General features: G+C 60.9%; 23 protein-coding genes. 14 read left to right on the plus strand and 9 right to left on the minus strand.

From position 1 onward, the window contains the following. Window positions 1–89 precede the first annotated feature (89 nt). Window positions 90–2225: a GumC family protein gene (locus ACRZ94_RS11100; protein WP_480653253.1), complete on the minus strand. Its 2136-nt coding sequence runs from the start codon at window positions 2223–2225 to the stop codon at window positions 90–92. A 363-nt stretch (window positions 2226–2588) separates the two neighbouring features. On the opposite strand from ACRZ94_RS11100, the gene ACRZ94_RS11105 reads away from it, so the two are divergent. The 12 genes from ACRZ94_RS11105 (at window position 2589) to ACRZ94_RS11160 (ending at window position 14280) form a co-directional block, all read left to right on the plus strand. Next, window positions 2589–3389 carry a WecB/TagA/CpsF family glycosyltransferase gene (locus ACRZ94_RS11105; RefSeq protein WP_480797348.1) on the plus strand — a complete coding sequence of 267 codons (801 nt, stop codon included), beginning with the start codon at window positions 2589–2591 and terminating at the stop codon, window positions 3387–3389. Window positions 3390–3465: 76 nt separating this feature from the next. After that, window positions 3466–4332 (plus strand): sulfotransferase domain-containing protein, encoded by an 867-nt coding sequence (locus ACRZ94_RS11110; RefSeq protein WP_480653257.1) that lies wholly within the window; start codon window positions 3466–3468, stop codon window positions 4330–4332. Window positions 4333–4335: 3 nt separating this feature from the next. Further along, on the plus strand, window positions 4336–5307 hold the full coding sequence (locus ACRZ94_RS11115) for a sulfotransferase family protein (RefSeq protein ID WP_480797349.1): 972 nt from the start codon (window positions 4336–4338) through the stop codon (window positions 5305–5307). Beyond that, a complete protein-coding gene (locus ACRZ94_RS11120; protein ID WP_480797350.1) occupies window positions 5297–6262 on the plus strand; it encodes a glycosyltransferase family 2 protein in 966 nt (321 codons plus the stop codon). Before ACRZ94_RS11115 ends, ACRZ94_RS11120 begins: the two co-directional genes overlap by 11 nt. A gap of 1 nt (window position 6263) precedes the next feature. Beyond that, window positions 6264–7226, plus strand: a complete 963-nt coding sequence (locus ACRZ94_RS11125) for a glycosyltransferase family 2 protein (protein WP_480797351.1) — start codon at window positions 6264–6266, stop codon at window positions 7224–7226. A 3-nt stretch (window positions 7227–7229) separates the two neighbouring features. Next, entirely contained in the window at window positions 7230–9779 is a 2550-nt protein-coding gene (locus tag ACRZ94_RS11130; RefSeq protein ID WP_480797352.1) for a glycoside hydrolase family 9 protein, read from the plus strand. Between the two features lie 150 nt (window positions 9780–9929). Then, window positions 9930–10358, plus strand: a complete 429-nt coding sequence (locus tag ACRZ94_RS11135; RefSeq protein WP_480653267.1) for a hypothetical protein — start codon at window positions 9930–9932, stop codon at window positions 10356–10358. Beyond that, a complete protein-coding gene (locus ACRZ94_RS11140) occupies window positions 10355–11020 on the plus strand; it encodes a MotA/TolQ/ExbB proton channel family protein (RefSeq protein WP_480653268.1) in 666 nt (221 codons plus the stop codon). Before ACRZ94_RS11135 ends, ACRZ94_RS11140 begins: the two co-directional genes overlap by 4 nt. Window positions 11021–11051: 31 nt before the next feature. Next, entirely contained in the window at window positions 11052–11378 is a 327-nt protein-coding gene (locus ACRZ94_RS11145) for an ExbD/TolR family protein (protein WP_480797353.1), read from the plus strand. Further along, window positions 11375–11752 carry an ExbD/TolR family protein gene (locus ACRZ94_RS11150; RefSeq protein ID WP_480797354.1) on the plus strand — a complete coding sequence of 126 codons (378 nt, stop codon included), beginning with the start codon at window positions 11375–11377 and terminating at the stop codon, window positions 11750–11752. Before ACRZ94_RS11145 ends, ACRZ94_RS11150 begins: the two co-directional genes overlap by 4 nt. Then, window positions 11749–12921: an energy transducer TonB family protein gene (locus ACRZ94_RS11155; RefSeq protein ID WP_480797355.1), complete on the plus strand. Its 1173-nt coding sequence runs from the start codon at window positions 11749–11751 to the stop codon at window positions 12919–12921. Before ACRZ94_RS11150 ends, ACRZ94_RS11155 begins: the two co-directional genes overlap by 4 nt. A gap of 345 nt (window positions 12922–13266) precedes the next feature. Further along, window positions 13267–14280 (plus strand): porin, encoded by a 1014-nt coding sequence (locus ACRZ94_RS11160; RefSeq protein WP_480653276.1) that lies wholly within the window; start codon window positions 13267–13269, stop codon window positions 14278–14280. A 58-nt stretch (window positions 14281–14338) separates the two neighbouring features. On the opposite strand, the gene ACRZ94_RS11165 is transcribed toward ACRZ94_RS11160, so the two are convergent. From ACRZ94_RS11165 to ACRZ94_RS11185, 5 genes are read right to left on the minus strand one after another with little or no spacing between them, the layout of a single operon-like run. After that, on the minus strand, window positions 14339–14881 hold the full coding sequence (locus tag ACRZ94_RS11165) for a DUF3833 domain-containing protein (protein WP_480797356.1): 543 nt from the start codon (window positions 14879–14881) through the stop codon (window positions 14339–14341). Next, window positions 14878–15495, minus strand: coding sequence for a DUF3833 domain-containing protein (locus tag ACRZ94_RS11170; RefSeq protein WP_480797357.1), 618 nt, complete (start codon window positions 15493–15495; stop codon window positions 14878–14880). Before ACRZ94_RS11170 ends, ACRZ94_RS11165 begins: the two co-directional genes overlap by 4 nt. Beyond that, complete coding sequence (locus ACRZ94_RS11175) at window positions 15492–16715, minus strand: MFS transporter (protein WP_480797358.1); 1224 nt, start codon at window positions 16713–16715, stop codon at window positions 15492–15494. The genes ACRZ94_RS11170 and ACRZ94_RS11175 overlap by 4 nt, the downstream gene beginning before the upstream one ends. Further along, window positions 16715–17260, minus strand: coding sequence for a hypothetical protein (locus tag ACRZ94_RS11180; RefSeq protein WP_480797359.1), 546 nt, complete (start codon window positions 17258–17260; stop codon window positions 16715–16717). The genes ACRZ94_RS11175 and ACRZ94_RS11180 overlap by 1 nt, the downstream gene beginning before the upstream one ends. After that, entirely contained in the window at window positions 17217–18545 is a 1329-nt protein-coding gene (locus ACRZ94_RS11185; protein ID WP_480797360.1) for an NAD(P)/FAD-dependent oxidoreductase, read from the minus strand. Before ACRZ94_RS11185 ends, ACRZ94_RS11180 begins: the two co-directional genes overlap by 44 nt. Before the next feature lie 190 nt (window positions 18546–18735). On the opposite strand from ACRZ94_RS11185, the gene ACRZ94_RS11190 reads away from it, so the two are divergent. Next, window positions 18736–19461, plus strand: a complete 726-nt coding sequence (locus tag ACRZ94_RS11190) for an SDR family NAD(P)-dependent oxidoreductase (RefSeq protein ID WP_480653288.1) — start codon at window positions 18736–18738, stop codon at window positions 19459–19461. Window positions 19462–19478: 17 nt separating this feature from the next. On the opposite strand, the gene ACRZ94_RS11195 is transcribed toward ACRZ94_RS11190, so the two are convergent. Continuing rightward, window positions 19479–21131 (minus strand): DUF6504 family protein, encoded by a 1653-nt coding sequence (locus tag ACRZ94_RS11195; RefSeq protein WP_480797361.1) that lies wholly within the window; start codon window positions 21129–21131, stop codon window positions 19479–19481. A 61-nt stretch (window positions 21132–21192) separates the two neighbouring features. After that, the gene (locus tag ACRZ94_RS11200; protein WP_480797362.1) at window positions 21193–21483 is read right to left on the minus strand and encodes an I78 family peptidase inhibitor; all 291 of its coding nucleotides are present in this window, start codon (window positions 21481–21483) and stop codon (window positions 21193–21195) included. Between the two features lie 130 nt (window positions 21484–21613). Between ACRZ94_RS11200 and ACRZ94_RS11205 the strand changes: the two genes are divergently transcribed. Next, complete coding sequence (locus ACRZ94_RS11205; RefSeq protein WP_480797363.1) at window positions 21614–22726, plus strand: S-(hydroxymethyl)glutathione dehydrogenase/class III alcohol dehydrogenase; 1113 nt, start codon at window positions 21614–21616, stop codon at window positions 22724–22726. A gap of 52 nt (window positions 22727–22778) precedes the next feature. Here ACRZ94_RS11205 and ACRZ94_RS11210 read toward each other — a convergent pair whose 3' ends face one another. Beyond that, window positions 22779–23717: a DMT family transporter gene (locus tag ACRZ94_RS11210; RefSeq protein WP_480653295.1), complete on the minus strand. Its 939-nt coding sequence runs from the start codon at window positions 23715–23717 to the stop codon at window positions 22779–22781. Window positions 23718–23772: the final 55 nt, after the last annotated feature.

A 23772-nucleotide genomic window follows, 5' to 3' on the forward strand; every position in this document is an offset into this window, starting at 1 on the left:
CGTTCTGAGAATATCATATTAAGTGATTTTTTGCGTAATTTGCGTGACGCTGCGGCGGCAGGGGCCTTTAAACAAGACCGCAAAGCCCTTTAGCCAAAGTTGGGATCGCCATAGAGCCGCGCTTTTTTCAGATCGACGCGCGTCGCCACCAGCGCCGAAGCCCGCACGCCTACATTCTCCAACTCGCGCAGGGCCCGGTACATCGTGTTCTTGGTGGTGCTGTTCCAACGCGAAAACAAAAGCACCCGATGCGAAATCTGTGACAAATAGGCGGATTCTACAGCCGATAGCAGCGGCGGCGTATCCAGCAGGATCACGTCATACATGTCCGACAGCGTGAACAGCAGATCAAGGAAAGCTTGCGAACACAGGAAATCCCCGGCCAGCGCCTGTTGGCCATCCTCTTGGCTGCGGATCAAGGGCAGGATGTCCAGCCCTTCCTGCGGGCTGCCCACCACGTAATTGAGTAGAAAATCAGGGTCTGTTTCGGCGTGTTTCAGCGCCTCTGGCGTCATGCGGGAATAGACGCGATAGGCGGATGTGACCGTATCGCAATCGATGATCAACGTGCGGTAACTTGCCTTGGCACTGACCGCACCCAGCAACAGCAGGGACGAAGATTTCCCCTCATCCGCTTCGGCCGAGGCGCTGGACAGGATCACGCATTTCCCCTCGGACGTCAGGTGCTTGGGCCGGTTCGAAAAGACGTAATTGGATTGCGCCGCCGCCGGTTCAGTCTGACCTTGGGTGACGCGCAGTCCCAAATCGCTGCTGGCCAGCAATTTGCGCCCGAAATGCTGCAATTCGGGGTCCAGCTTTCCCTCATGGGCAAAGAAGGTTTCAAAGGGCGGCTCATCCCTGATCTCAGGAAGGATCGCCGACAGTTTGACGCCTGACGCAGTTTCGAATTCCTGAGTGGTCCGCAGCCGGGTTTGAAAAATTTCCCGTGCGACAGTCCAGATCAGCCCCAGAAATACGATGGCGAACATGACGCTGATCGAGGTTTGCGACCGCTTGGGTTCGGACGGATCGACAGCGGGGCGGGCCCGTTCAATAACATGCGCGCCGGCGTCTAGATAATCGCCCTGTTCCGCCCGGCGCCCCAATTGCGAGACGAAATCACGATAGATGGCTTCGGTCACCAGAATCTCATTCTCGATCCGTTTGGTTACGGAATCGTGCTGAACCTGACGGGCCTGCTGTTCCTTGAACGTGTCGATGTTTTGTTCCAGCGTCACCAGTTGGTTCCGAAACTGATCCATTTTACGGTCGGCGGATTGCTGAACGGCGTCCAGCGCCGCAACGGCATCCGCATCGCTGATATCATTGGTTGAGCTGCGCGACAGCAGACCGGCTTGCGCGGCATAGTCCACGGCCTGCTGCAGCTCACCCTGATCACGCAAAAGGTTGATCGTGCCGGTTTGCTCTTCCAGCATAACAAGACTTTCATTGGTCAGGGCCGAGCGGCGCTCTGCCTTGATTCGCTGCGCCTTGATGGTCGCGTATTCATCCGGGGAATAGGGCGTTTCGATAGAATGGGTCTCAAGACCTGAGCTGAGCTTGTTCAGATCCTCGCGCAATTGGCCGATCCGGATGGTCAGCCAATCCTGCGATTGCCCCAGCGCATCGCGCTTCATCTTGGTCAGAACCGTCAGGTATTCCGAGGCCAGACTGTTGGCAATCTGCGCGGCCTTCTGGTTGGAGCGCGACGTGACGCGGATTTCATAAACGGCCGAGGTGTCGCCCACCTGTTCGATGCGGCGGGCCCTGAGCAGGCTTTCAACGGCTGAATCCCTGAGCAGCTCCTCTTCGCTGCGTCCGCCTGTGCTGTCGGCCTCATCCTCGCCGCCCTTCAGCAGGTCAACCACCCCGTTCTTGACGCCGCGCAGCAGTGCAACGGGGGACAGGTTCAACCCGGAGTCGTCGCCCGCGAATTCGGAATCATTCTGCAAATTCAACCGCAGGACCACGCTTTCGATCAGGTCTGTCGATCTTAGCAACTGCAGTTCGCTCTCCAGTGAGGTCAGAGACAGCGGCAGCCCGGACACCTGCGGCGTGAACTGCGTTTCCGTCTGAACGCGGGTCTCGATCATGACCTTGGCCACAGATGTGAACCGGGTGTCAGATGTGTAGGTGAAGATATAGGCCAACAGCCCGCCGCCAAACGCCAAGGCCAGAATCGTCAGGATGGACCGTCTGATGGCCCATGCGACATTGGACAGCATTCTAAGCTCGGGGTCGCCTACGGATCCGGGTCCCGGACCCGATAATTCTACGTCTAGCCCTCGGCGGTACTGATCAGTCATCACTCATAACAACGTGTGGCACAGTTAACATTCACACAGGCCCGGTCACCAATGCGCAGGACAAGACTACATCAGCATTGGTCAGGGGCGGGCCAGAAAAACTCAACAATAGATCAAGCAAACCACAATTGGCCGTGAAAAGTAAGCGAGTTTGCGGGGAATTCTGAAAATACGGGCAGAAATCGAAACAATCCGTCGTGAATGCGATGAATTTCCTAGTACGAATCGACGGGCCTGTTAACCTGATCGGGCGTTTGTTTTCTGTACCCAGTTGGTTTTTGTATGAACAAGATTGTGGAAAAGCGTCTGCCGCATGCTTTTGTCGGAGGCATGCCAGTAGCAATCGCAGGCGCTGATGAACTGACCCAATTGATGGTAGAAGACGCCCAATTGCGGCAAAGCGGCAAGCTGAAGCGGGCCGTGACTGTATTTGATTCAAACGCGCATGCAATCTCGTCCTATGCCAGTGACGAAAAGTTTGCCCGGGCCATCGATGCGGCCGACATTGTGCATGCAGACGGTCAGATCGTGGTGTGGGCGTCGCGCCTGTCTTATGGCAATTATGGCGTGCCCGAGCGTACGGCAACAACTGACTTTATCCACTCGGCTGCCAAGGTTGCTGTCGAAAACGGGTTGAGTTTCTACCTTTTGGGTGGGGTTGAAGAGATCAACCGCGACTGCGCCGAAAAGCTGACGCAGATGTATCCCGGCCTGGTCATCGCGGGGCGACGCAACGGCTATTTCGATGCGTCTGATGAGGATGCTGTCGTCGCAGACATCAATGCCAGCGGCGCCGACATTCTGTGGGTCGGGCTTGGGAAGCCGAAGGAACAGTTTTTCTCGGCCCGCATCGCCGACAAGCTGGATCATTGCGCCTGGATCGTCACCTGTGGTGGGTGTTTCCACTATATTGTTGGCGATTACCCGCGCGCGCCGGGCTGGATGCAGACCATCGGGTTAGAATGGTTTCACCGCGTCCTGACAGGCCCGCGCTATCTGACGTGGCGCTATATGCGCACCCTGCCACATGCGCTGAGCATCGTGCTGAGGAAAGACGTCCCCAACCGGCTTGGCCGCAGATAATGCGGCGTGGCCAGGGCAGGCAGAGGATTTGAACAAAACCGCCGCCGGAATGGCGCGGTCTGAAAGGGTATTTGGTGTGAGTAAGGTTGAGTTCATTGGCATTGGTGCGCAGAAGGCGGCGACGACATGGCTGCATCATGTCCTGTCAGATCATTCCGGCGTGACCACGGCGGACGCCAAGGAACTGAACTTTTTCACCGCGAACTATGACCGTGGCTATATCTGGTACGAAAGCTGTTTTGCCGAAGGCCCGGACGGCACGATCAAGGGCGAATGCTCTCCGACCTATTTCTTCAGTCAGGACGCCCCTCAGCGGGCCCGGGATTACAACCGCGACCTCAAGCTGATCTGCATTCTGCGCGACCCGGTTGAGCGGGCCTATTCCAACCACCTGCATGAAATCCGCAAAGGGCATATCGCATCTTCGATCTCGTTCGAGGATGCGCTGTCGCAGAACCCGGCCTATGCGCGTCAAAGCCAGTACAAACTGAATCTGCAGCGCTGGCTGGATTGTTTTGATCGCAGCGCGCTGCTGTTGCTGTTTTCCGAGGACATCGCTGAGGACCCCGGGGGCACCTATGATCAGATTTGCAGGCATCTTGCGATTGCCCCCGATCACGTCCCGGCGTCTTTGGCGGAACGCCATCATGAGACCGTCACCTATCGCAACCCGGCGGTACAGCGCACTTTGCGGCGTGGGGGGGACATGATGCGCTCCATCGGGATGCGCGGGGCGGTGCGTACCGTCAAATCTCTGCCCGGGTTGAAACAGGCCCTGTCGCTTAACCGTCAGCATCTGAAAACACGGGTCGCCCCGCCCACCGGAGAGACGCGCCAAAAACTGACCGAGCTGTTCACGCCGGACATGGAATATGTGGCGCAGGTGACAGGCCGTGCGGATTTGCCCTGGCAATCCTGGCGCGCATGCAGGGGCAATGTGTAAGCCATGCGACTGACTCAGGTGTCACGCACCCTTGGCGATATGCGCCTCAACCAGACGGGACAGATCGTCCGCCGCCTGCTGGGTGTACGGTATCTGGCCATTGAGGATTTCCTGCCGCCGATTGCCCCGGAGCAGGGCGCGCGGCTGGCCGAATTGGCGCGGCGCGCGCGGGGGGATGTGTGCACACCCATCCTTGTGCTGGGTGTCATGCCGCGCTCGGGCACCAATTTCATCCGTGACCTTCTGGCCATGCACCCGGATGTGGCGGCCGATGCCGGGCGGCTTTATGAATTTCCGCTGCTGCACGCGGCCAAGGATGCGGCGGCGTTTGGGCGCGATTTCCTAAGGTATTTTCCGCGCAACGAAGAGGTTATGGGCAAGCATGACCTGCTGGCGCTGCTGTCGGGCGCCTGGTTTCGCGAGCTTCAGGCCGGCGCGCCGGGCAAACATATCCTGCTGAAATGCCCGCATGTGCATAATCTGACACTGGCCCCCTATATCTTTCCCGACGCCCGGCTGATCCTGTGCCTGCGCGACGGGCGCGATGTGGTGGATTCGTCGCTCAGAACCTTTTCGCGCTACTCGCTGACCCGAAAAACCTTTCGCCAGCTGGCCCATGAATGGCGTCTGGGGGCCGAGGCGATCACCAGTTTTGCCGAGGGCGGCGAGAATGAAAACGACGACACGATGGTGGCCCGTTATGAGGATGTCGTCGCCGACCCAAAGCATTTCGTGACCGAAGTGCTGGCCCATACCCAGCTGTCGCCCGAAACGTTCCCGTGGGACAAAGTGGACAACCTGCCGGTGCGCGGCTCATCCCGATCGGCTGCGGGGAATGAGGCGCGCTGGCAGCCACAGGCGAAATCGTCGGATTTCAACCCGGTCAAGCGCTGGGCCGCGTGGTCAGATACGGAAAAAGCCCGGTTCGACAAACTGGCCGGGCACGCGTTGGAGCTTGCCGGGTATGAGCGGTAATGGCCCCAAACCTAAAGGCCCGCATGTGGCCGTTTGCGTGGCTACCTATCTGCGGCCCAAAGGGTTGCGGGCGCTGATCGACAGCCTGAATGCGCAGAAACTGGGCCGGACGGGCGCGCGGGTGACTTTGGTGATCGCCGACAACGCGCCGCATGCCCCGGCGAAGGATAGTCTGGGCGGTATTCAGCATCTGTCCCGCTGGCCCGTGATCTACGTGACCGAGGATCAGCGCGGCATCGTTGCGGCGCGCAACCGAACCCTGTCCGAGGTGCCCGAGGATGCGGATTTCATCGCTTTCCTCGATGATGATGAAGTGGCCAGTGACATCTGGCTGGCCGAGATGCTGAAAACCATCGCTCTGCCCGATACGGTTGCCGTACAAGGGGCGGTTGAACCGCGCTTTCGCCAGCCACCGCCTGACTGGGCCGAGGCGCTGAACCTGTTTCGCATGGGCCCGTATGAGCAGGGTGAGGAACTGAATGCGGCGGCCACCAATAACGCGATGGTGCGGGCCTCGGTCATCCGGGATCGCTGGTTCAGGTTCGATCCGCGTTTCAACATCACCGGCGGCGAGGATGAAGAGTTCTTTACCCGTCTGCGCATGGGCGGAGGCACGATCCGTGCGGCGGCGCAGGCGCTGGTCTGGGATGATGTGCCGGAAAACCGTGCGACGCTGCGTTGGTTGCGGCGGCGTTGGTTCCGTATGGGCAACACCCTGAGCCGGATTGCCCTGATCCGCCGCAAGGATGTCGGGTTGCGGGGGATCAAAAGCGTGGGCGCGATGGGGTGGGGGGCCACGATGTGCCTGTGCCTTGGATTTGGGTCGCGCGCCAGATGGGTGCGCGGGTTTCTGGAACTGTGCCGGGGCGCGGGCATGATGGCCGGGCTGATGCGGGTCGAGTTCGCGGAATACAGCAGTGCCGCGGTTCAGGTCGACCGGGTCGGAGGGCGCTGAAATGGAGCATGCTGTCTTTTCCATCATCATTCCCGCCCGCAATGCAGAACGCTTTGTGGCCGAAACGCTCGACTCGGTGTTGCACCAAAGCTTTGCGGGTTTTGAGGTGATGTGCATCGATGACGGATCAACCGATGGCACGCGCGCGGTTTTCGACAGCTACGCGCAACGGGACCCCCGGTTTCATCTGATTGATGGCCCGGCAAAAGGGGTGAGTGCTGCGCGAAATCTGGGTCTAACACAGGTCAAAACGCCGTTTGTGTTGTTTCTGGATGCGGATGACCTGCTGCACGGGGATGCGCTGCAATCCTATTATAACGCGCTGACACATAGTGATGCGGTCGCTGCGGTGGCGGGTGTTCAGCGCATGGATATTGACGGCACCCCAATGCGCGGGGCTGACAACCGGGCGCTGGTGCCCGAGCGAAACCAACTGGACGCGCTGTTGCTCAAGAACTTTGTGGTCAATGGCGGGGCGCTGGCGCTGAGAACCAATGCGGCCCGGCAGGCCGGGGGGTATGACGAAAGCCTGATCATGGCCGAAGATTGGGAATTCTGGTGCCGCGTTGCCTTGCTGGGCGATTTTACCGTGGTCGCAGGGCCGCCTCTGTTGCACTACCGACAGGTCGCCAGTGGGGCCAACCATCAGGCCCGTGGCCCCGTCTTTGCCCGCCGGGTGCCCGGATTGCAGAAAGTGGCGGCCAACCCCGATATGCAGGCCCGGTACGGCCCACGACTGCGCGGCCTGCTCAGGGCCCGGCAGATCGACATGTTCTGGTCCGGCGTGCGCAATCAGTACCAGTACGGGCGCAAATCCACCGCCTTGGCCGAGGGGCTGTGGGGCGCGGTTCTGTATCCCGACAGCCTGCTGCGGCCCAAATTGATCTGGCGGTTTTTCAAAAGCCTGGATCGCAGCGCGCAACAGGCCACCGCCACCCCGGCAGACAGCGAAAGGAGGCACTGAGTGATGAGGATTTCCCGACGTGCGCTGTTGCTGCAGGGAACAACGCTGGCACTGTCTGTTCCGGTTCTGGGGACGATGGGTTTTGCAAACCCCACCCCGGACATCGCCGTGGGGTTCATGGGAGACAATATCCTGCAACTGACGGTGATCGACACGCTGTTTGAGGTTTCGCAGGCCGCACCCGTATCCCCGTCAGATGATCGCATCTGGTCGCCTGATCCGTTTGACAGCTTTGGATCGCTGGGTCGGCTTAACGGGGTTGAGGGGTATTTCTCGGGCGATGCAAACCCCTCGCAACCACAAGGTTTCACGCCATGGCCCAAGATCGTCAGCGGCAGCCAGAGGTCAGGCTTTGACGCAAGCGCTTCGGTGCTTCGGCGTGGCACGCCTGCGGATCAGCCGGGTGAATGGCATGTGACGATCGATGGGGTGCCAGCCAAAACCGAGTCGGTCTATCGCAAATCCGTCCCGATCCGAACGGTCGCCTTGGCCAAGCGTGAATGGGACAGCACCAAACGGCACAACCTGACGCTGGTTCTGGATCGGGCGATCCCCGATGGGGCGCAGATCACGGTTGAGGGGCCCTCGGTCGCGGTGCTCAGCCAGCGCAAGTCCTCCGACCTGTTCACTGAGGCGATACATGTCTGTCACGCGGGGTATCCGCTGCGGGGGCCTAAAAAGGCGTATGTCGGGGCGTGGCTGGGGCATGATGCTGCGGGTCAGCCCGGCAGCACCGACGCGCTGCTGTCAGAGCAAACCCGCTGGACCCTTCTGTCGGCAAGCGATGGGACCCAGCTGCGTCAGGGACAATTGACGCTGGCCAAAGCCGGGGCAGAGCCGCATCAGAAAGGGCGGAACTACAACGGCTGCGATGTGTATGAGGCCGATTTCTCAGACCTGGACACCGAAGGCGATTGTGTTTTGCAGGTCGAAGGGCTGGGCCGGTCCTTTGCCTTCCGCATCTCCCCCGCCCCTTATGCCGAGGCTTTGCGTTTGGCTGCGCGGTGGTTTTTCCACCAACGATCCGGCTGCGCGATAACCGCACCTTACGGTGAAACTCGCACCCGCCCGCGCAATGGCCACCCCGAGGATGGCCTGACCGTCTGGCAGACGGCGGCGCAACTGGGCCCCACCGGCGAAGGGTACGGGAAAGAGAGCGCAACGCGTCTGCTGTCCGAGCAACCCGTGGGCGTGACCGGGGTCGAAGGCATTCCAGTCTCGGCCCGCGCGCAGGCCAACCCGGATGCGTGGGGTGGATGGCATGATGCTGGGGATTGGGACCGGCGTATCCAGCATATGGATGTGGTCTTTCAAATGGCGCATCTGATCGAGATACTGGATCATACGCGGTCTCTGCACCTGAACCTGCCCGAAAGCGGCAAGCCTTTTGCACATCCGGGTGTACTGGCGCGCAAGGGGACGGATGATCGGGGCGATGGCATAACCGTCCTGCCCGATCTGATACATGAGGCGCTGTGGGGCATTTCCCTGTGGCGGCGGACGCAGGGCGCGGATGGGTCGATTATAGGTGGCGTGGAATACTCTAACCCGGGGATTTTTGGTTCAGTCTCATGGAATCCGGTGCAGATCGCCTACGCCTATGGCCCCGAGGATTGGGCCGCCTACAATTTTGCGATCAGCGCGGCCAAGCTGGGTCACGTTATCAAACAGACCTGCGGCGATCCTGTTCTGGGCGATGCGCTGATAGATGAGGCGCTGCGGGCCTGGCGCTGGGCCGAACAGGATGCCCGCGCCAATGCGAACAAACAGCAGGACGACAAGGCCAAAGCCATCGTGGCCCGTGCCCGCGTGGCGGCCGCGGCGGTTCTTTATCGGGCCAGCGGCGATGTTGCGGCCCGCGATGTGTTTGAGGGGAACAATGCCTTTGTGCCACGTTCCGACAAGCCAGCGGCGGGGGTGAAAAAGGGCAACTACCCCAACGCGTCGCTGGAATACGTGTTGGCCGCACGGGATGGGCAGCTGACAGACCCTGAGATTGTTGCCGCCATCGAGGGTTGGACCCGGTATCGCGCCAAAAGGGCGGGACGGATGGGGGCTGATTATGGCCTGCACAGCACTGACACCTATCCCTGGGGCCGCGGCTGGCTGCGGTTTGGCCCGGGTTCCAACTGGAGGGCGAGCGAATATGCGATGTATCTGACCGCAAGCGACGAGCTTGATCCGCAGATGTCGGATGCGGTGGCCGAAGGCATGTGGTTCGGACTGGGCTGCAACCCATCCAACACCAGCTTTGTTCAGGGGTTGGGTTATCGCGATTTTGCAGACCCTCTTTTGCTGGACGGGCGCGGATTGCCGCCGATCCCCGGCCAGATCAGCTTTGGCGTGGCGGGTGGCAAGATGCACAAATGGGAACTGCGCAAGACCGAGGGCGCGATTTACCCGCCTGATCAAGACAATTGGCCCGTTTACGCGCAGATTTTCGAAAGCCGCAGCATAGCGATCTGCGCCGAACACGGTATCAAATCCAACGCGTTGGAATGGCTGGTGGCCTGTGCGCTGGTCAATCGCGACCCGCCGGACCCGTCGCAATAGCCCCTCTTTGGGACGGCGCAGCCTTGCAGGCCGGGTGACTCACCCTTTATCACTTAAATGTCGGTAGCTCTTTCTTGCCCATACGGTCTTGGATAAGACGGGGCAGGGCAACCAAGCCCCTTGCTGCGCCAAACAATCAGGAGCGTATCCATGACCAGTCTCCGTTCGGTCCTTGCCGCCAGCCTATCTGTGTTGCCTGCGCTGGCAGCGGCCCAGACGACCGCAAACACCGGGGGGCTGCAGATCGAGCTGAACGCCGTCGAAACCGTCGAGAACGCATGCCGCCTGACCTTTCTGGTCGAAAACCAATCGGATACGTCGATTGATACGGCCAATTATCAGGTGGTGATCTTCGATGAGGGGGGCGTTTTTGAACGGCTCACCCTGTTTGGGTTCCGCGACCTGCCGGCCGGGCGGCCTCGTGTGCGCCAGTTCGATGTGCGCGACATCGCATGTGACAGCCTTGGGCGTGTTCTGTTCAACGGCCTCAGCGCCTGTACCGTCGGTGGTGCCGACAGCACTGCCTGCGACGCGACCCCGACCCTGACCACCCGAACAGAAGTGGAGCTTTTGGGATGAGCTTTCTGGACGCCCTGCGCGAAATTCTGGCCCTTGGCGGGCCTGTGGTTGCCATCCTGATCGCCATGTCCGTGGTGACGCTGGCGGTCACGATTTACAAACTCTGGCAATTTGCGGTCTCGGGCGTTGGCCGCCACCGCGTTCTGACACAGGCGCTTGAGGCATGGGATGCCGGGGACAAACAAACCGCCCGCGCGCGGCTGGCGAAAAGCCACAGCTATCTGGCGCCGCTGGTTGGCGTTGCGATGGATGCCCCCGATGCGCCCGGTCTGGACCAAAGGCTGGATGCCGAGGCGGGGCTGGCGTTGGCCGGGTTGGAACGCGGCTTTCGCCTGCTTGATACCGTCGCGCAGCTGGCCCCTTTGCTGGGCCTGTTCGGTACGGTTCTGGGTATGATCGAGGCATTCCGCAGCCTGCAATCCGCCGGGTCATCCGTTGACCCCTCGCTGTTGGCTGGTGGTATCTGGGTGGCGCTGGTGACCACTGCGGTGGGTCTGGCCGTGGCGATGCCGACCTCAATGGTTCTGTCATGGTTCGAAAGCCGTACCGCGCGCGAGCGGGTCTTTGCAGACAAGGCGCTGCGCACCGTTCTGGTGCCCGGTCAGGCTATCCCGCTGGCGCAGGATGATCAGACCATGGCGGCGACGCCCGGACATGCGTAACCCGGCACCCTTTGTCAGACGGCGCATGGCGATGACACCGCTCATCGACGTGATCTTTCTGCTGTTGCTGTTCTTCATGTTGACTTCGACCTTCTCTAAATTCGGTGAGATCGAGTTGAGCAACGCCACCGCAGGTACCTCATCGGGTGAGGCGCCACAGGACCGCGCCTTTGTGCAACTAGGTGTGGACCGGCTGGTGCTGAACGGAATCCCGGTGACGCTGGAGGAGCTAACGGCGCAGGTGACCACCGGGCAGGTGCTGGTCAGCCTGGACCCGGACACCACGGCACAGAATGTGGTGGACCTGCTGGTCGAACTGCGTGGCCGCGATGGCCTGAGCGTGTTGGTGCTGGAATGATCCGTCAGGCCCGCCCCCGCGCCCGGCGCGATTCTACTATTGCGTTGATCAACATCGTCTTTCTGATGCTGATCTTCTTTTTGATTGCGGGCACTGTGGCCACGCCGTTGGACCCGGATCTGGACCTTGTGGACACGTCCGAGTTGGACGGGCGCGAGCCGCCGGATGCGCTGGTGTTGCATCAGGACGGGACGCTTAGCTTTCGCGGTGCGCCGATCCAGCCCGAAACCTATATGGCTGGGCGTGAGCCGGGGCCCGTGCGTATCGTGCCTGACCGCAACGCCCCGGGCATTCGCCTGATGGAGGTGACCGGTGAGCTGCGCCGTCTGGGTGCGCTGTCGGTCTTTGTCGTAACCGAGAAAGCGCTGGAATGATCCGGGGCTCGGTCTATATCGCGCTGCTGGCCGCGCTGTTGTCGCTGATCCTGCACCTTATGGGCCTAAGCTTGACCGCCCCCAGTCTTGTGCAAGAGCAGGGGGCAGACGGATCCACGGATTCGGTCGAATTGGGCAATAGCTTTGAAGACCTTGTCGATACGGTCGCCGAACCGGTTGAGCCTGAGGAACAGGACGCCCCCGAGCCAGAGGAGCCACCCGAGCCCGAACCGGAACCCGAGCCTGAGCCGGAAGCGGCTGAAATTCCCACCAGCGAGGTGCATGTCGCGTCCGATGACCCGCAACAGACCTTTGCGCCCGACACCGGCACCTCAGAGGTGGTTCAGCCCGTATCGCCGGACCCGGTCGAGGCGGAAACGCCCCCCACCGAAGACACAACCGAGGGCGACGAAACCGCCAGCGATGAGGTTGATGAAACCCCCGATGTTGAAACGGCTGAGGTCGCCGAGACGCCCGAAGGCTCACCTGAGGCGACCGAGCCGGTTGCCGACCCACCCGCCGCGCCGGAACCCCAGGAGGTTGAGCAACTGGCCGCCCTGACCGAACCGTCGGAGACGCCTGAACCATCCGCCACAGCGGTCGTGCCGTTGGACTCTGAGGCGGTCGAGGCGATTATCCCCGCCGCCCCTGCTGAGGCTGTTCCGCAGATCGAAGACAGCTCTGAAGGGTCCGAGCTGGCGGTGGCCTCGTCCATCCGCCCGCAATTGCCAGATCGACGCCCACAACCCGAAGCCCCCGGCGTGCTGAGCGGATTGCGGGATTTCAGCGATCTGCGTTTTCCAACGCGAGAAGTTGAGTCACCCCTGGCCACCTATGCGCGCCGGGGCGTAGATGCCTTTACCATAAGCGACAGCGGCACGCGGTCCGGCGGGCGCGGGCCCGGAAACTCGGACAGAACCAATTATGCGGGTGAGGTTCTGGTGCATCTGAACCGCGCGCCGGTGGTCTATACGGCAGCGCGTGGAGCAGCGAAGGTGTTCTTTGAGATCAACCCGGATGGGACCCTTGCCTGGGTCGATGTGGTCGACAGCACCGGCACACCCGATGTTGAACGCGCCGCCAAGGCGCAGGTCGAAGCCGCGTCACCTTTTCCCAAACCCCCCGGAGGCGTCAGCCGCAAGCTGACTTTCGTGTACAGCAGCAGATGAATTGTCTGTTGCGCCGGTCCGTCTGGCGTTTGCCATGTCAAAAGTTGGACCCGAACCAGAGCGCAAGTGCATCCGACTTAAACTGTCAGGAATTCGAAGTTTAAAGAGGCGCTTGAATTTTTTGTCATCACCTTTTTGTCACTGAGGGTGATTGATGCACAAGTATTTGTAAAATAACTAAAATTATATGAAGCAAATATGACGCAGTGCAAATTCGCAACGCCTGATTTCGGCAAAAATCTGAGTCCACGTAACGGGCGTTGCTGTTGCTTTCGATTTGCCCGATGACGCGTTCAGCCACAGTGTGTGGCGACACTCCTCTCACAATAACCTTATGGATTAACCATGAAAAAGCTTCTTTTCGCATCGACTGCGTTGTTTGCGACAGCCGGTATGGCTGCTGCTGAATCTGGTGTTAACTTCAGCGGCTACGGTCGTTTTGGTATCGGCTATGTTGAAGACCGCACCGGAACGGTAACCAACTTCACATCGGGTGGCGCTGCAGCGGGCACAGCCACCGTCGACACCGACGACGCGATCCTCGTTTCGCGCTTTCGTCTGAACCTTGACGGTTTCACCGAAACCGATGGTGGCGTTCGCTTTGAAGGCCGTGTTCGTCTGCAAGCTGACGAAAACAGCGGCAACGGCGAAGCCAACACTGCTGGCCTGAACGGCGCACGCTTCTCGGTCATCTACGGTGGTCTGCGTGTTGACGCGGGCAACGTCTCGGGCGCCTTCGACAACCTTGGCGATTACTTCGGTAACGAGCCCGGCCTTGAGGAATTCCTGGGCCAGTATGTTGGTGTGAACTACGAGTTCCTCGAATACAGCTCGACCGGTGCAGGCGCGCAGGCTGTCTTCTTCCAATATGATGCGGGCGACCTGTCCTTTGGCGGTTCTTACGACCAGCAGACAGTGGCCGTGAACGGTAACGCAACCGATGCAGACCGTTGGGACGTCTTCGCGTCCTATTCGTTCAACAACTTCACTGCCTCGCTGGTTTATGGTGAGACCGACAGCTTTGGCTCGATCGACAAGCAAAGCCTGACCGTTCTGACCCTGGGTGCAGAATTCGAAGACTTCTACGGCACGCTGTTCCTGGCTGACGATGATGTCGCCGATGACGACGAAAACGGCACCGCCTATGGCTTCTCGGTTGCTTACAACGTTGGTGCAGCAACCACACTGCAACTGGTTTACGGTGACGGTAACGCTGACGGCGACACCCGTAACATCGGCGTTGGTGCCATCTATGATCTGGGTGGCGGCACAACACTTCGCGGCGCTGTGGGCCAGGTCAAAGAAGGCGAAGCGGACAGCTTCATCCAGTCCGACTTTGGTGTTTGGTTCAACTTCTAAGTTGGGCTGATCCAAAACGGCTAAAGGGCGGGTTTTCGGACCCGCCCTTTTTCATGTGTTACTTCTTTTCAAAGAACAAAATGACCTCACCCAAACGCACCCCATAGCGTGAGACATAGGCGCGGTTCAGCAGGCGGTCATCGCTTAGCAGCCACATCCAGTCGTCGAAATTCACCCGCATGGTGCCGTCCTTGACGGGCAGGTCGATCTTGTATTTCCAGTTGAACGTATCGCCCCGTTCAACCCCGCTGGCGGTGCCCAGCACGCCGGGGGCAGTTCCGGTCCAGGTATCCTTGCTGGTTTTGGTCAGGGTCCAGATGCGTTGTTCGGTGGCCCCGTCATCATAGATGAAATCCTCGACCAAGGTCAGCGTTTCACCATCCCAGGTGCCGTCAATCTCAACCGTGAAACGGCGGGGGACATTGCCCAGCACATCCTGAAACTGACCGTAGGCAACGGTTTTGCCCTCAAAGAACTCTTCAAGGTTCAGCTGCCGGTCGGACAGGAAGGTCTTGGGCACGCGCGGCTTGGCCGAACAGGCGGCCAGTGCGATCAGCCCCAGAACGGCAAATGCTGCGATCAGGTAACGGCGCGGGGTCATTGCAGCGTCCGTGTCTCGGCGGTGGCGTCGTATCCGTTTGAGCCGCTGACATGCGCCGCCTTCGCCTCGGGCGCGGGGCGCATTGTGGCGACCAATTCGGCAACCTTCAGGCCGAATTTGCGCATTTCAGAGCGGTTCATGATCACGCCGCTTTCGGTCAGATACATCCAGTCGGTGACATCCAGCGTGTGCCCGCCCGAATCCTTGGGCAGGATGATCCGATAGGTCAGCTTGACGGTCGAGCCCGAGATTGTCCCGTGCCCTTCGCCCACAATGTCATCTGCCGTGGCAGTAAACGTATTGCCGGTGCCCAGCGTCAGATACCATTTGCGGGTCATCTGTTTGCCGTTGGAATAGGTGAAGTACTCGGCCAATGTGCCGGTGTTTCCGTTCCACTCCCCCACCATGCGGGCGACAAAGCTGTTGGTCATCTTGCCGTTGGGGCCATAGATCAGCCCTTCGGACAGGATTTCGCCGCTCAGGTTTTCCTTCATTTTGAACGCGGGCCCGGTACCTGCATAATCGGCAGGGGTTTGGGACCGGAAACTCAGGAACCGGCGTCGAACGATGATCAGGATAAGGACGGCAGTCAGAAAGATGGCGACAGATGTCATTTGGCTGAGACCTCCGTTGGCAGCGTCAGGACCAGCCCGAACGCGCCGAGTTTCAGGATGCAGGGCAGCACGGCATAGGCGAAGGTGAGTGTGCGTAGCGCCTCGGCCGAATTTGTTTGCCCCGGTGTGAATCCACTGCGTTCCAGCAGCGGCAGTGTGAAAAAAGCGGCCAGTGCAAGGCCCAGCTTGCCCGCGAATGACCAGATGCCGAAGGCGGCAGATGCGTTCAGCCCCGCGCGGGTCAGCACGACCGAGAACATTGCGGGCAGCACGACCATATCGGCCCCCAGCGCCGCCCCCGACGCCACGCAGATCAGGGCGAACCCAGTCAGGTTTCCGGTGGCCAGCGTCGCTGCCCCGACAAAGCCTGCAATCGATAGTGGCATGGCGATCATCAGAGTCTGTTTCGGGCCAATCCGGTTACTGAGCCGCGCCCACAGCGGCACGCTGAGCCCGGCGCTGAGGAAAAACAGGATCAGCAGCGGACCGGCTTTTCCGGGTAATTGCAGGCGGTCTTCGACAAAGAACAAAAACAGGGTTGAGGTGATCGCCACAGGCAAGCTGTTGACCAAGGCCAGAAACAGAAGACGCAGCGCGCCAGCCTGTCCAAGCCCAGAGAGTGACAGGCCCTGCCCTGTGATCGGAACCCGCCGCCAGATAGGCACCGTCATCACCAATGTAAGAACGGCCAGCAGACCCAGAAACATCCCGAACGCCGGATAGCCTTGCGCGCTGGCCCCCAAGGCCACGAACAGGGCGGGGGCGCTGGCGGCCAAAATGACGCCGGTCAGTTGCCCGCCTTCGCGCCATGCTGCCAGCGTCATCAGCTCTTTGGCGTCGGCCTGTTTGGCCAGCGTTGCGCTGCGTCCATAAAGAAGGATCGTGCCAAGGCTGTAGGCCGAGAATAAAAGCACCAGAACAGACACTAATGCAGCGATACTTGCGCCTTCAGGCAGTCCAAACAGCAGGGGAAACCCGACGGCCAGTCCAAGGGCGGCCGCTGCGGCAAAGGCCAGCTGCGCGCCGGGCCAGCGGTCGATGGACCAGCCGATCAGGGGATCTTGCACCAGATCGACAATGCGGATCAGCAGCAATACGGTTCCAATTGCGCCCAGCCCAATACCAAGGTTAACGGCGGCAAAGCGCGGCAGATGGATATACAGCGGTATCCCCGCCGCAGCCAACATTAGGGCATACAGACTGACCCGTGGGTAGAGCATCACTGCCCTCGCAGCTTTTGCGTGAAGGCGGCCGATCGGGTGTTGTCCCCCAGAAAAACCGACATAAAGCTTCGTTTGATCCCCGGATAGGACATCGTGCAGGTCTTGCTGCCGTTCAGCCAGAAGGACACTTTGTCAGGCCCCTCGGACACCGCCAGATAGCGGTCGCCTTTCTTAACGGCCTTGAAGCAGACCTGCAGTTGATCGCGCACAGGGGCGGACCGGCCAATGCGCTCCATCTCGTCCAGGGTCGAGTTGATCAGCGCCTTTTGCGAGATGTTGCGGCGGTACTGCAGCTGCAGGCCGAAATCCTCGTTCCAGTTAAAGGCCGCACCCCCCGGCGTATACAGCGTCGCGTCATACACAGGCAGCCCGAGATAGCGATAGGTTGCCGTACCGCGCAGTTGCGGGTTGTTCAGCTCATCCAAACCGGGGGCTGCCAGCACCCCCGAAGGGACCAGCAAACAGATCGACAGCAACGTCGGGCGCAGAATGGTAGCTTTAAGCCGAAGCAGGCAGGACCGGGTCTTTTGCAAGAATGCCATTGTCAGCTCCGAGTGTGTGCGGGGTGCCGTTCAAGCGCTCGACCACATGCATCGCGCTGGCAATCCCGTCTTCGTGAAAGCCATGCCGGTTATACGCACCGGCAAACCATGTTCGGTTCTGTCCCTGCATATCGCGGATTTGCCCTTGTGCCTTCAGGGCGGCCTTGTCGAACACCGGATGGGCAAATTCGACCTGATCATAGATTTTATCCGCAGGAATATCCGAGGATGCGTTCAGCGACACAAACATCGGATCGCTGTCCGGGATGTTCTGAAGCCGGTTCATCCAATAGGTGACGCCAACATTCCCTTCTTGCGAGCGATAGGTCCAGCTGGACCAGCAGGCGCGCCGGCGCGGCATCTGGCGCGGGTCGCAATGCAGGATGGCGGTGTTGGGTTGATAGCGAATAGACCCTAACGCGGCTTTTTCGCCCTCGGTCGCGGCATCACCCAATATGGCCAGCGACTGGTCGGAATGGGTGGCCAGGATGATCTCATCAAACAGATCGGCCTGTCCCTGACTGTGGACAGTGACGCCTGTTTCATCCCGCTGAACGTGGTCAACGGGCGCGGCCAGCCGAATCTCGCACCCCCGCGCGCGCAGGGCGGCGTCGATGCGGCGGACATATTCGATGCTGCCGCCTTTGACGGTGTACCACTGATGCTGTTTGGCGCGGCCACTGGCCAGCAGGGCGTGATTGCGGAAGAACTGCACCAGCGATCGGGCGGGGAACTGATCCACGAACTCAACCGGGGTGGACCAGATCGCGCCGCACATGGGCATCAGGTAATTGTGGCGGAACCAGTGGCCAAGGCGCAGTTGATCCACAAGCTCTCCGATGGTGGTGTCATCATCCTGCGCGGCCTCGGGGGCCTCTTTACCAAAGCGCAGGATGTCGGCGATCATCTTGTAATAGGCCGGACGCGCGAGGTTGCGTTTCTGCGCAGTCAGGGTGCGCAGGTTGTTCAGCCCGTATTCGATGCGGCCATTGTCGATGGTGGCGCCAAAGCTCATCTCGGATTTTATGACGGGCACGTTCAACTCATCAAACAGCGCGGTCAGGTACGGATAGGTCGCATAGTTGAAGACGATAAACCCGGTATCCACGGGCTGATCCCCGTTCTTGCCCGCCATGACGGTGCGGGCGTGACCGCCCAGCCGGGGCTCGGCCTCGAACACGGTTACGTCGTTGTTTTGTGACAGGTAGTAAGCTGCGGAGAGACCCGAGATGCCTGCGCCTATGACTGCGATTTTTTTCCGGACGCCCCGGGATTCGTCGAACATTCAAGCCTCGTTATGTAACGTATTACAATAAGATACGCAGAATAGGCTGGGGTGGATCAATCGGGTTAGTGGTTTTTCAGTTTTGCACTATGTTGTGACCTCTGATTACAGGCTGCGTTTGTCTGCGCTGCGTGATCCACGGAACCAGCAGGGCCGTAATACAAACACACAAAACGGAAACGGCCCTTGAATGAGCAGCTTTAACGGAAAAACCTATTGGATCATCGGCGCCAGCGAAGGCTTGGGCCGGGCGCTGGCCGTGGCGTTGGCCCGTCAGGGTGCCCATCTGATCCTGTCCGCGCGCAATGCCGAGCGTCTGGCCGAGATCTGTGGGACGCTGCCCAATGCGCGTGCAATTTCGATGGATGTGACTGATTTAGACTCTATTCGAGCGGCTGTGGCCGAGACCGGAGAGATTGAAGGTCTGGTCTATAATGCAGGTGCCTATGATCCCATGCGCGCGGGTGAATGGGACACCGATGCCGCCTTGCGGATGGCCGATGTGAACTATCTGGGCGCTTTGCGTGTGCTGGGTGAGACCGTGCCCGCGCTTGTCAAAGCGGGACGGGGAGAGATAACGCTGATCGGCTCGTTGGCTGGGTATCACGGCTTGCCCGCAGCGATTGGCTATGCGTCCAGCAAAGCGGCGCTGGTGTCATTGGCCGAGACGATGCGGCATGATCTGGCAGGGTCGGGGGTTACGGTGCGGATCGTCAATCCGGGCTTCATCAAGACCCGCCTGACCGAAAAGAACAGTTTCAAGATGCCCATGCTGATGACACCCGAGGATGCCGCGGATCGCGTGGTCAAGGCGATGTCGCGCCGTCGGTTCCGTACCGATTTCCCCGCGCCGTTTTCGTGGGTCATCCGGTTGATTGATTATCTGCCGGATTGGCTGGTTTACCGTGGAAAATAGACCCTAATTAGCGCTTTTCAGCAAAACTTCCCCTGACAGAACCAGCCTGCGGACATGGTGCCGCCGTGGCCGTAAAACAGCCACAACCGCTCGCCCTGTTCGGTCACCACCACCCAGTAATCGCGCACGCCGCTGCGCCAGTTCGGATCGTCCAGCCACCATTCCGGTGCGATCCGTTCCGGGCCGGTGGCCTGCGCCAGTTGCCAGTCGCGCCCACGCCAGCGGAATGTGTCGGGCACATCCGGGGTTTCGGGGGCCATTACGGGTTCGGGCTGCCACATCTGCAAGGGGCGCGGTCGGGGCGGTGCGGGCCAGTCGCGCGCGGGCTCGGACCAGGCTGCCGCCAGTACCTGCGCGGTTTTCTCGGGGATATGCGAGGCCGCCGGATGCCGCCTTGTGATCGCGTCCAGCCCGACCCGCGCACCCAGCTTGCCAATCAGGTCTTCAACGGCGGTGTTGCCCTCCAGCCGGTTGCGCACGGCACGGCGCGCCTCGGCGTGGCCGGCCATGGTGCGGGCGTGGATGGGCTCGGTCTGCAGCGCCTCAAGCCGTAGCATATCGATGCCATAGCCCGCGTCGATCTGATCGATTTTCATCTCTAACAAAGGGCGAATACGGTGTTTGTCATAGGTCGGGCGGGCCAGTCCGACCTCGATGATCTCAGCCGCCTGATCGGCGCGATGGGCCTCAAGGCGCAGGGTGCGCACGCCGCGCGCCTTCTCTTCCAGCTTGGTGCAGAGCGTCGGCAGAACGCGGTCGATGGCGGCCATTACGTCTTCGGTCAGGCCGATCGGGTTGGGCAGGGTCATCCGCACTGCAAAGTGATGCGGAGGACGGGCGGGTGAGACCGGCTCGGGCGCGCTGCCCATCGCCTGATCCAGCCGCAGCACCAGCCCACGCCCAAACCGCCGCGCCAGCGATGCGCGCGGCTGCCCTAGTAGATCGCCGATCCGGCGCAGGCCCAGCCGGTTCAGCTGCGCGACCACCTGATCCTCAAGCCGCAGCGCCGCAATGGGCAGGGGGCTGAGCGCGCCATAGGCTTGCCCCGGCGCCGCAATCCGCGCGCCGCCCCCCAACGCGACCACCTGCGGCGCGGCCCCGCCCTTGGTCCAATGCCGCCGCTTGGTGGCACGGGCGCGGGTGGCGCGTGCCTCTTGGCTGATGGCGTCGCCATTGCGGTCCGAGGTGGCCTCTTGCCCGGCATACCGCGCCAGCGCCCAGGCCGCCCCCAGCGTGTCGGCGATGCCCATCTGCACGCTCAGCCCCATATCGGCGCAGTCGGTTTCCAGCACGTTCAGCAGCGCCTGTTCGCCGCCGAACAGATGCGCGCAGCCTGACAGGTCCACGATCAGACCATCAGGGGCCTCTTCCGCCACCCATGGGCTGAACTTGCCCGCCCAGCGGCGCAGCGCGGTCAGAAAGGCCGCCTCGGCCGGGGCGTTGCGGGGACGGGTCACAAGGCTGGCGCACATAGCATGGGCATCGCGCACCGGCTGCCCCACATGCAGCCCGGCGGCCTGCGCCTCTGCGTTCAGCGATGTGACCACCTGCATATTCGCCTGCTCGGCCACCACGGCCAAAGGTCCATCCTGCAGCCCCCGCGCAGCGCGGATCAGCCGTTCAGCCCCCAGACGGGGAAACCAGAGCGAGAGTATGCGGCGTTTCAGCATCGGCAGACATCAAAGTGTTCCCATTTTGTTCTTATCTGAGAATCACCTGCCGAGTCCACGCCTACCCGCAGGTGAGCCGCTGAATGATCCCGGCCTCATCGACAAACACATTCAGCCGGTCGATGCGGTAATCCTGCGTGGCCAGATCATCGGGCCCAAGCACCCGCGACCGTTCGGGCAACGCGGATTGAATGGTTGAAACCGGCTGACCGATGGAATTGGCAACGCCATCCCCTTCGCAAAAGACCAGATCGACGGGGGCGGCCTCGGGGGCAAGGCGGGTCTCTTCCGGGGCGGGGGGCGTCTGCGCGCAGGCTGCCAGCAGGATCAGGGGTGGAATAAAACGGCGCATTGGCGCTCCTTTTTCCGGCAATGTCGTTTCTGTAATATCAAATCCTTAGTCGATCTGTCACCAAAGCGCAGTTGAAAACACCCTGCTTTTGGCGCAGGGTCGGGGCGAATTTGACTGGGAGACAAGCACCATGCGTACCCGTGCAGCCGTCGCCGTTCAGGCGGGCAAACCTTTGGAAGTGATGGAGGTGAACCTCGAAGGCCCCAAGGCGGGCGAGGTTCTGGTGGAAATCAAGGCCACCGGCATCTGCCACACCGATGAATTCACCCTGTCGGGCGCCGACCCCGAGGGGCTGTTCCCCGCGATTCTGGGCCATGAAGGCGCAGGTGTCGTGGTTGAGGTCGGCCCCGGCGTCACCAGCCTGAAGCCGGGCGATCACGTGATCCCGCTTTACACCCCCGAATGTCGTGAGTGTGAATACTGTCTGCACCCCAAGACCAACCTGTGTCAGGCGATCCGTTCGACACAGGGGCAGGGGCTGATGCCCGACGGCACCTCGCGCTTTTCGACGCTGGATGGCGATCCGATCCTGCACTACATGGGCTGCTCGACCTTTGCGAACCACACGGTTCTGCCCGAAATCGCGCTGGCCAAGGTGCGCCCGGACGCGCCCTTCGACAAAATCTGCTATATCGGTTGTGGCGTGACCACCGGCATTGGCGCGGTGATCAACACCGCCAAGGTGGAAATCGGCAGCCGCGCCATTGTGTTCGGTCTGGGCGGTATCGGTCTGAACGTCATTCAGGGCCTGCGTCTTGCCGGGGCTGACCAGATTGTCGGCGTCGACTTGAACCCGGCCAAGGTCGAGATGGCGACCAAATTCGGCATGACCGATTTCGTGAACCCGGCTGAGGTCGAGGGCGATCTGGTCCCCTATCTGGTCAACCTGACCAAGGGCGGCGGCGATTACACCTTTGACGCAACCGGCAATGTGGGCGTGATGCGCGCCGCGCTGGAATCGGCGCATAAGGGCTGGGGTGAGTCGATCATCATCGGCGTGGCACCTGCGGGGGCCGAAATCTCGACCCGTCCGTTCCAGCTGGTCACCGGCCGCTCGTGGCGCGGGACGGCCTTTGGCGGTGCGCGGGGCCGGACCGATGTGCCCAAGATCGTCGACTGGTACATGGACGGTAAGATCGAGATCGACCCGATGATCACCCACACCATGGGTCTGGACGACATCAACCACGGGTTCGACCTGATGCATAAGGGCGAAAGCATCCGTTCGGTTGTGGTCTACTAAGGTTTTAAACCTGCGACTTTGAGGAACGGCGCGCGGATTGGCGCGCCGTTTTTCATTTCCCCGGCCGCGATGCGCCGGTGTCGGACCGGGGCGAGCGGACCCTCAGAACCGGGGTATTGACCGAGGATGTATTCGCCCGGGCCTCGCGCCAGACCACATAGACGCCCGAGGCGATGATTATGCTGGCCCCAACGGCGACCCAGCCATCGGGCCGCTCGTTGAAAAACACCATGCCGAACAGGGTGGCCCAGATGATCTGACTGTATTGGCTGGGGGCGACCACGCCTGCAGGCGCGGCGCGATAGGCCAAAATGATCAGGTGTTGCGCGATCACTGAGAATACGCCGACCAAAGCCATCATCGCCAGATGCAGCAGCGACGGCGGTTGGTAGACGGCAGGCTGCAGCAGGCTCATCACCAGAATGGCCAATAACATGGGATAGAGGATCAGCACGGCTGAGCGTTCCTCATTCCCGATTTTGCGGACCAAAACAGACCCTAACGCGCTGGAAAACGCGGCGGTCAGGGCGGCGAGGTGACCCAGGGTGATGTCTGTGGCCCCCGGGCGCAGGACGATCAGAACGCCGATCAGACCCACCCCTACGGCGGCCCAGCGCTGGGCGCGCACCACCTCTCCCAAGATTGGAATCGACAGGACGGTGACAAACAGGGGGAAGGCAAACAGCAGAGAATAGACCTCGGCCAGTGGCAGGGCCGAGAAGGCGTAGAAGGCGCAGACCATGGATGTAACCATCAGGGCCGAGCGCAGCAGCACCAGCCACGGGTGATGCGGCAGGAAGTTGCCTGTTGTCCGGTCGGTCAGGATCGTCACTGCCATTGGAACAAAGGAAAACAGCGTGGCGAAAAAGATGATCTGCATCACCGAGTATGTGCCGCCCAGCACTTTGATCAGCGCGTCATGGCTGGCAAAGACGGCAAAGCCCGCAAACGCATAGCCAAGACCCCGAAGGGTGGAGTTCTGAGTGCTCATGGATCGGCCTCGGGTGATGTGTCGGTGTAGGGGCGCAGCGCAAACGGGGCTGTCT

Source organism: Ruegeria sp. CH10 (assembly GCF_056537125.1).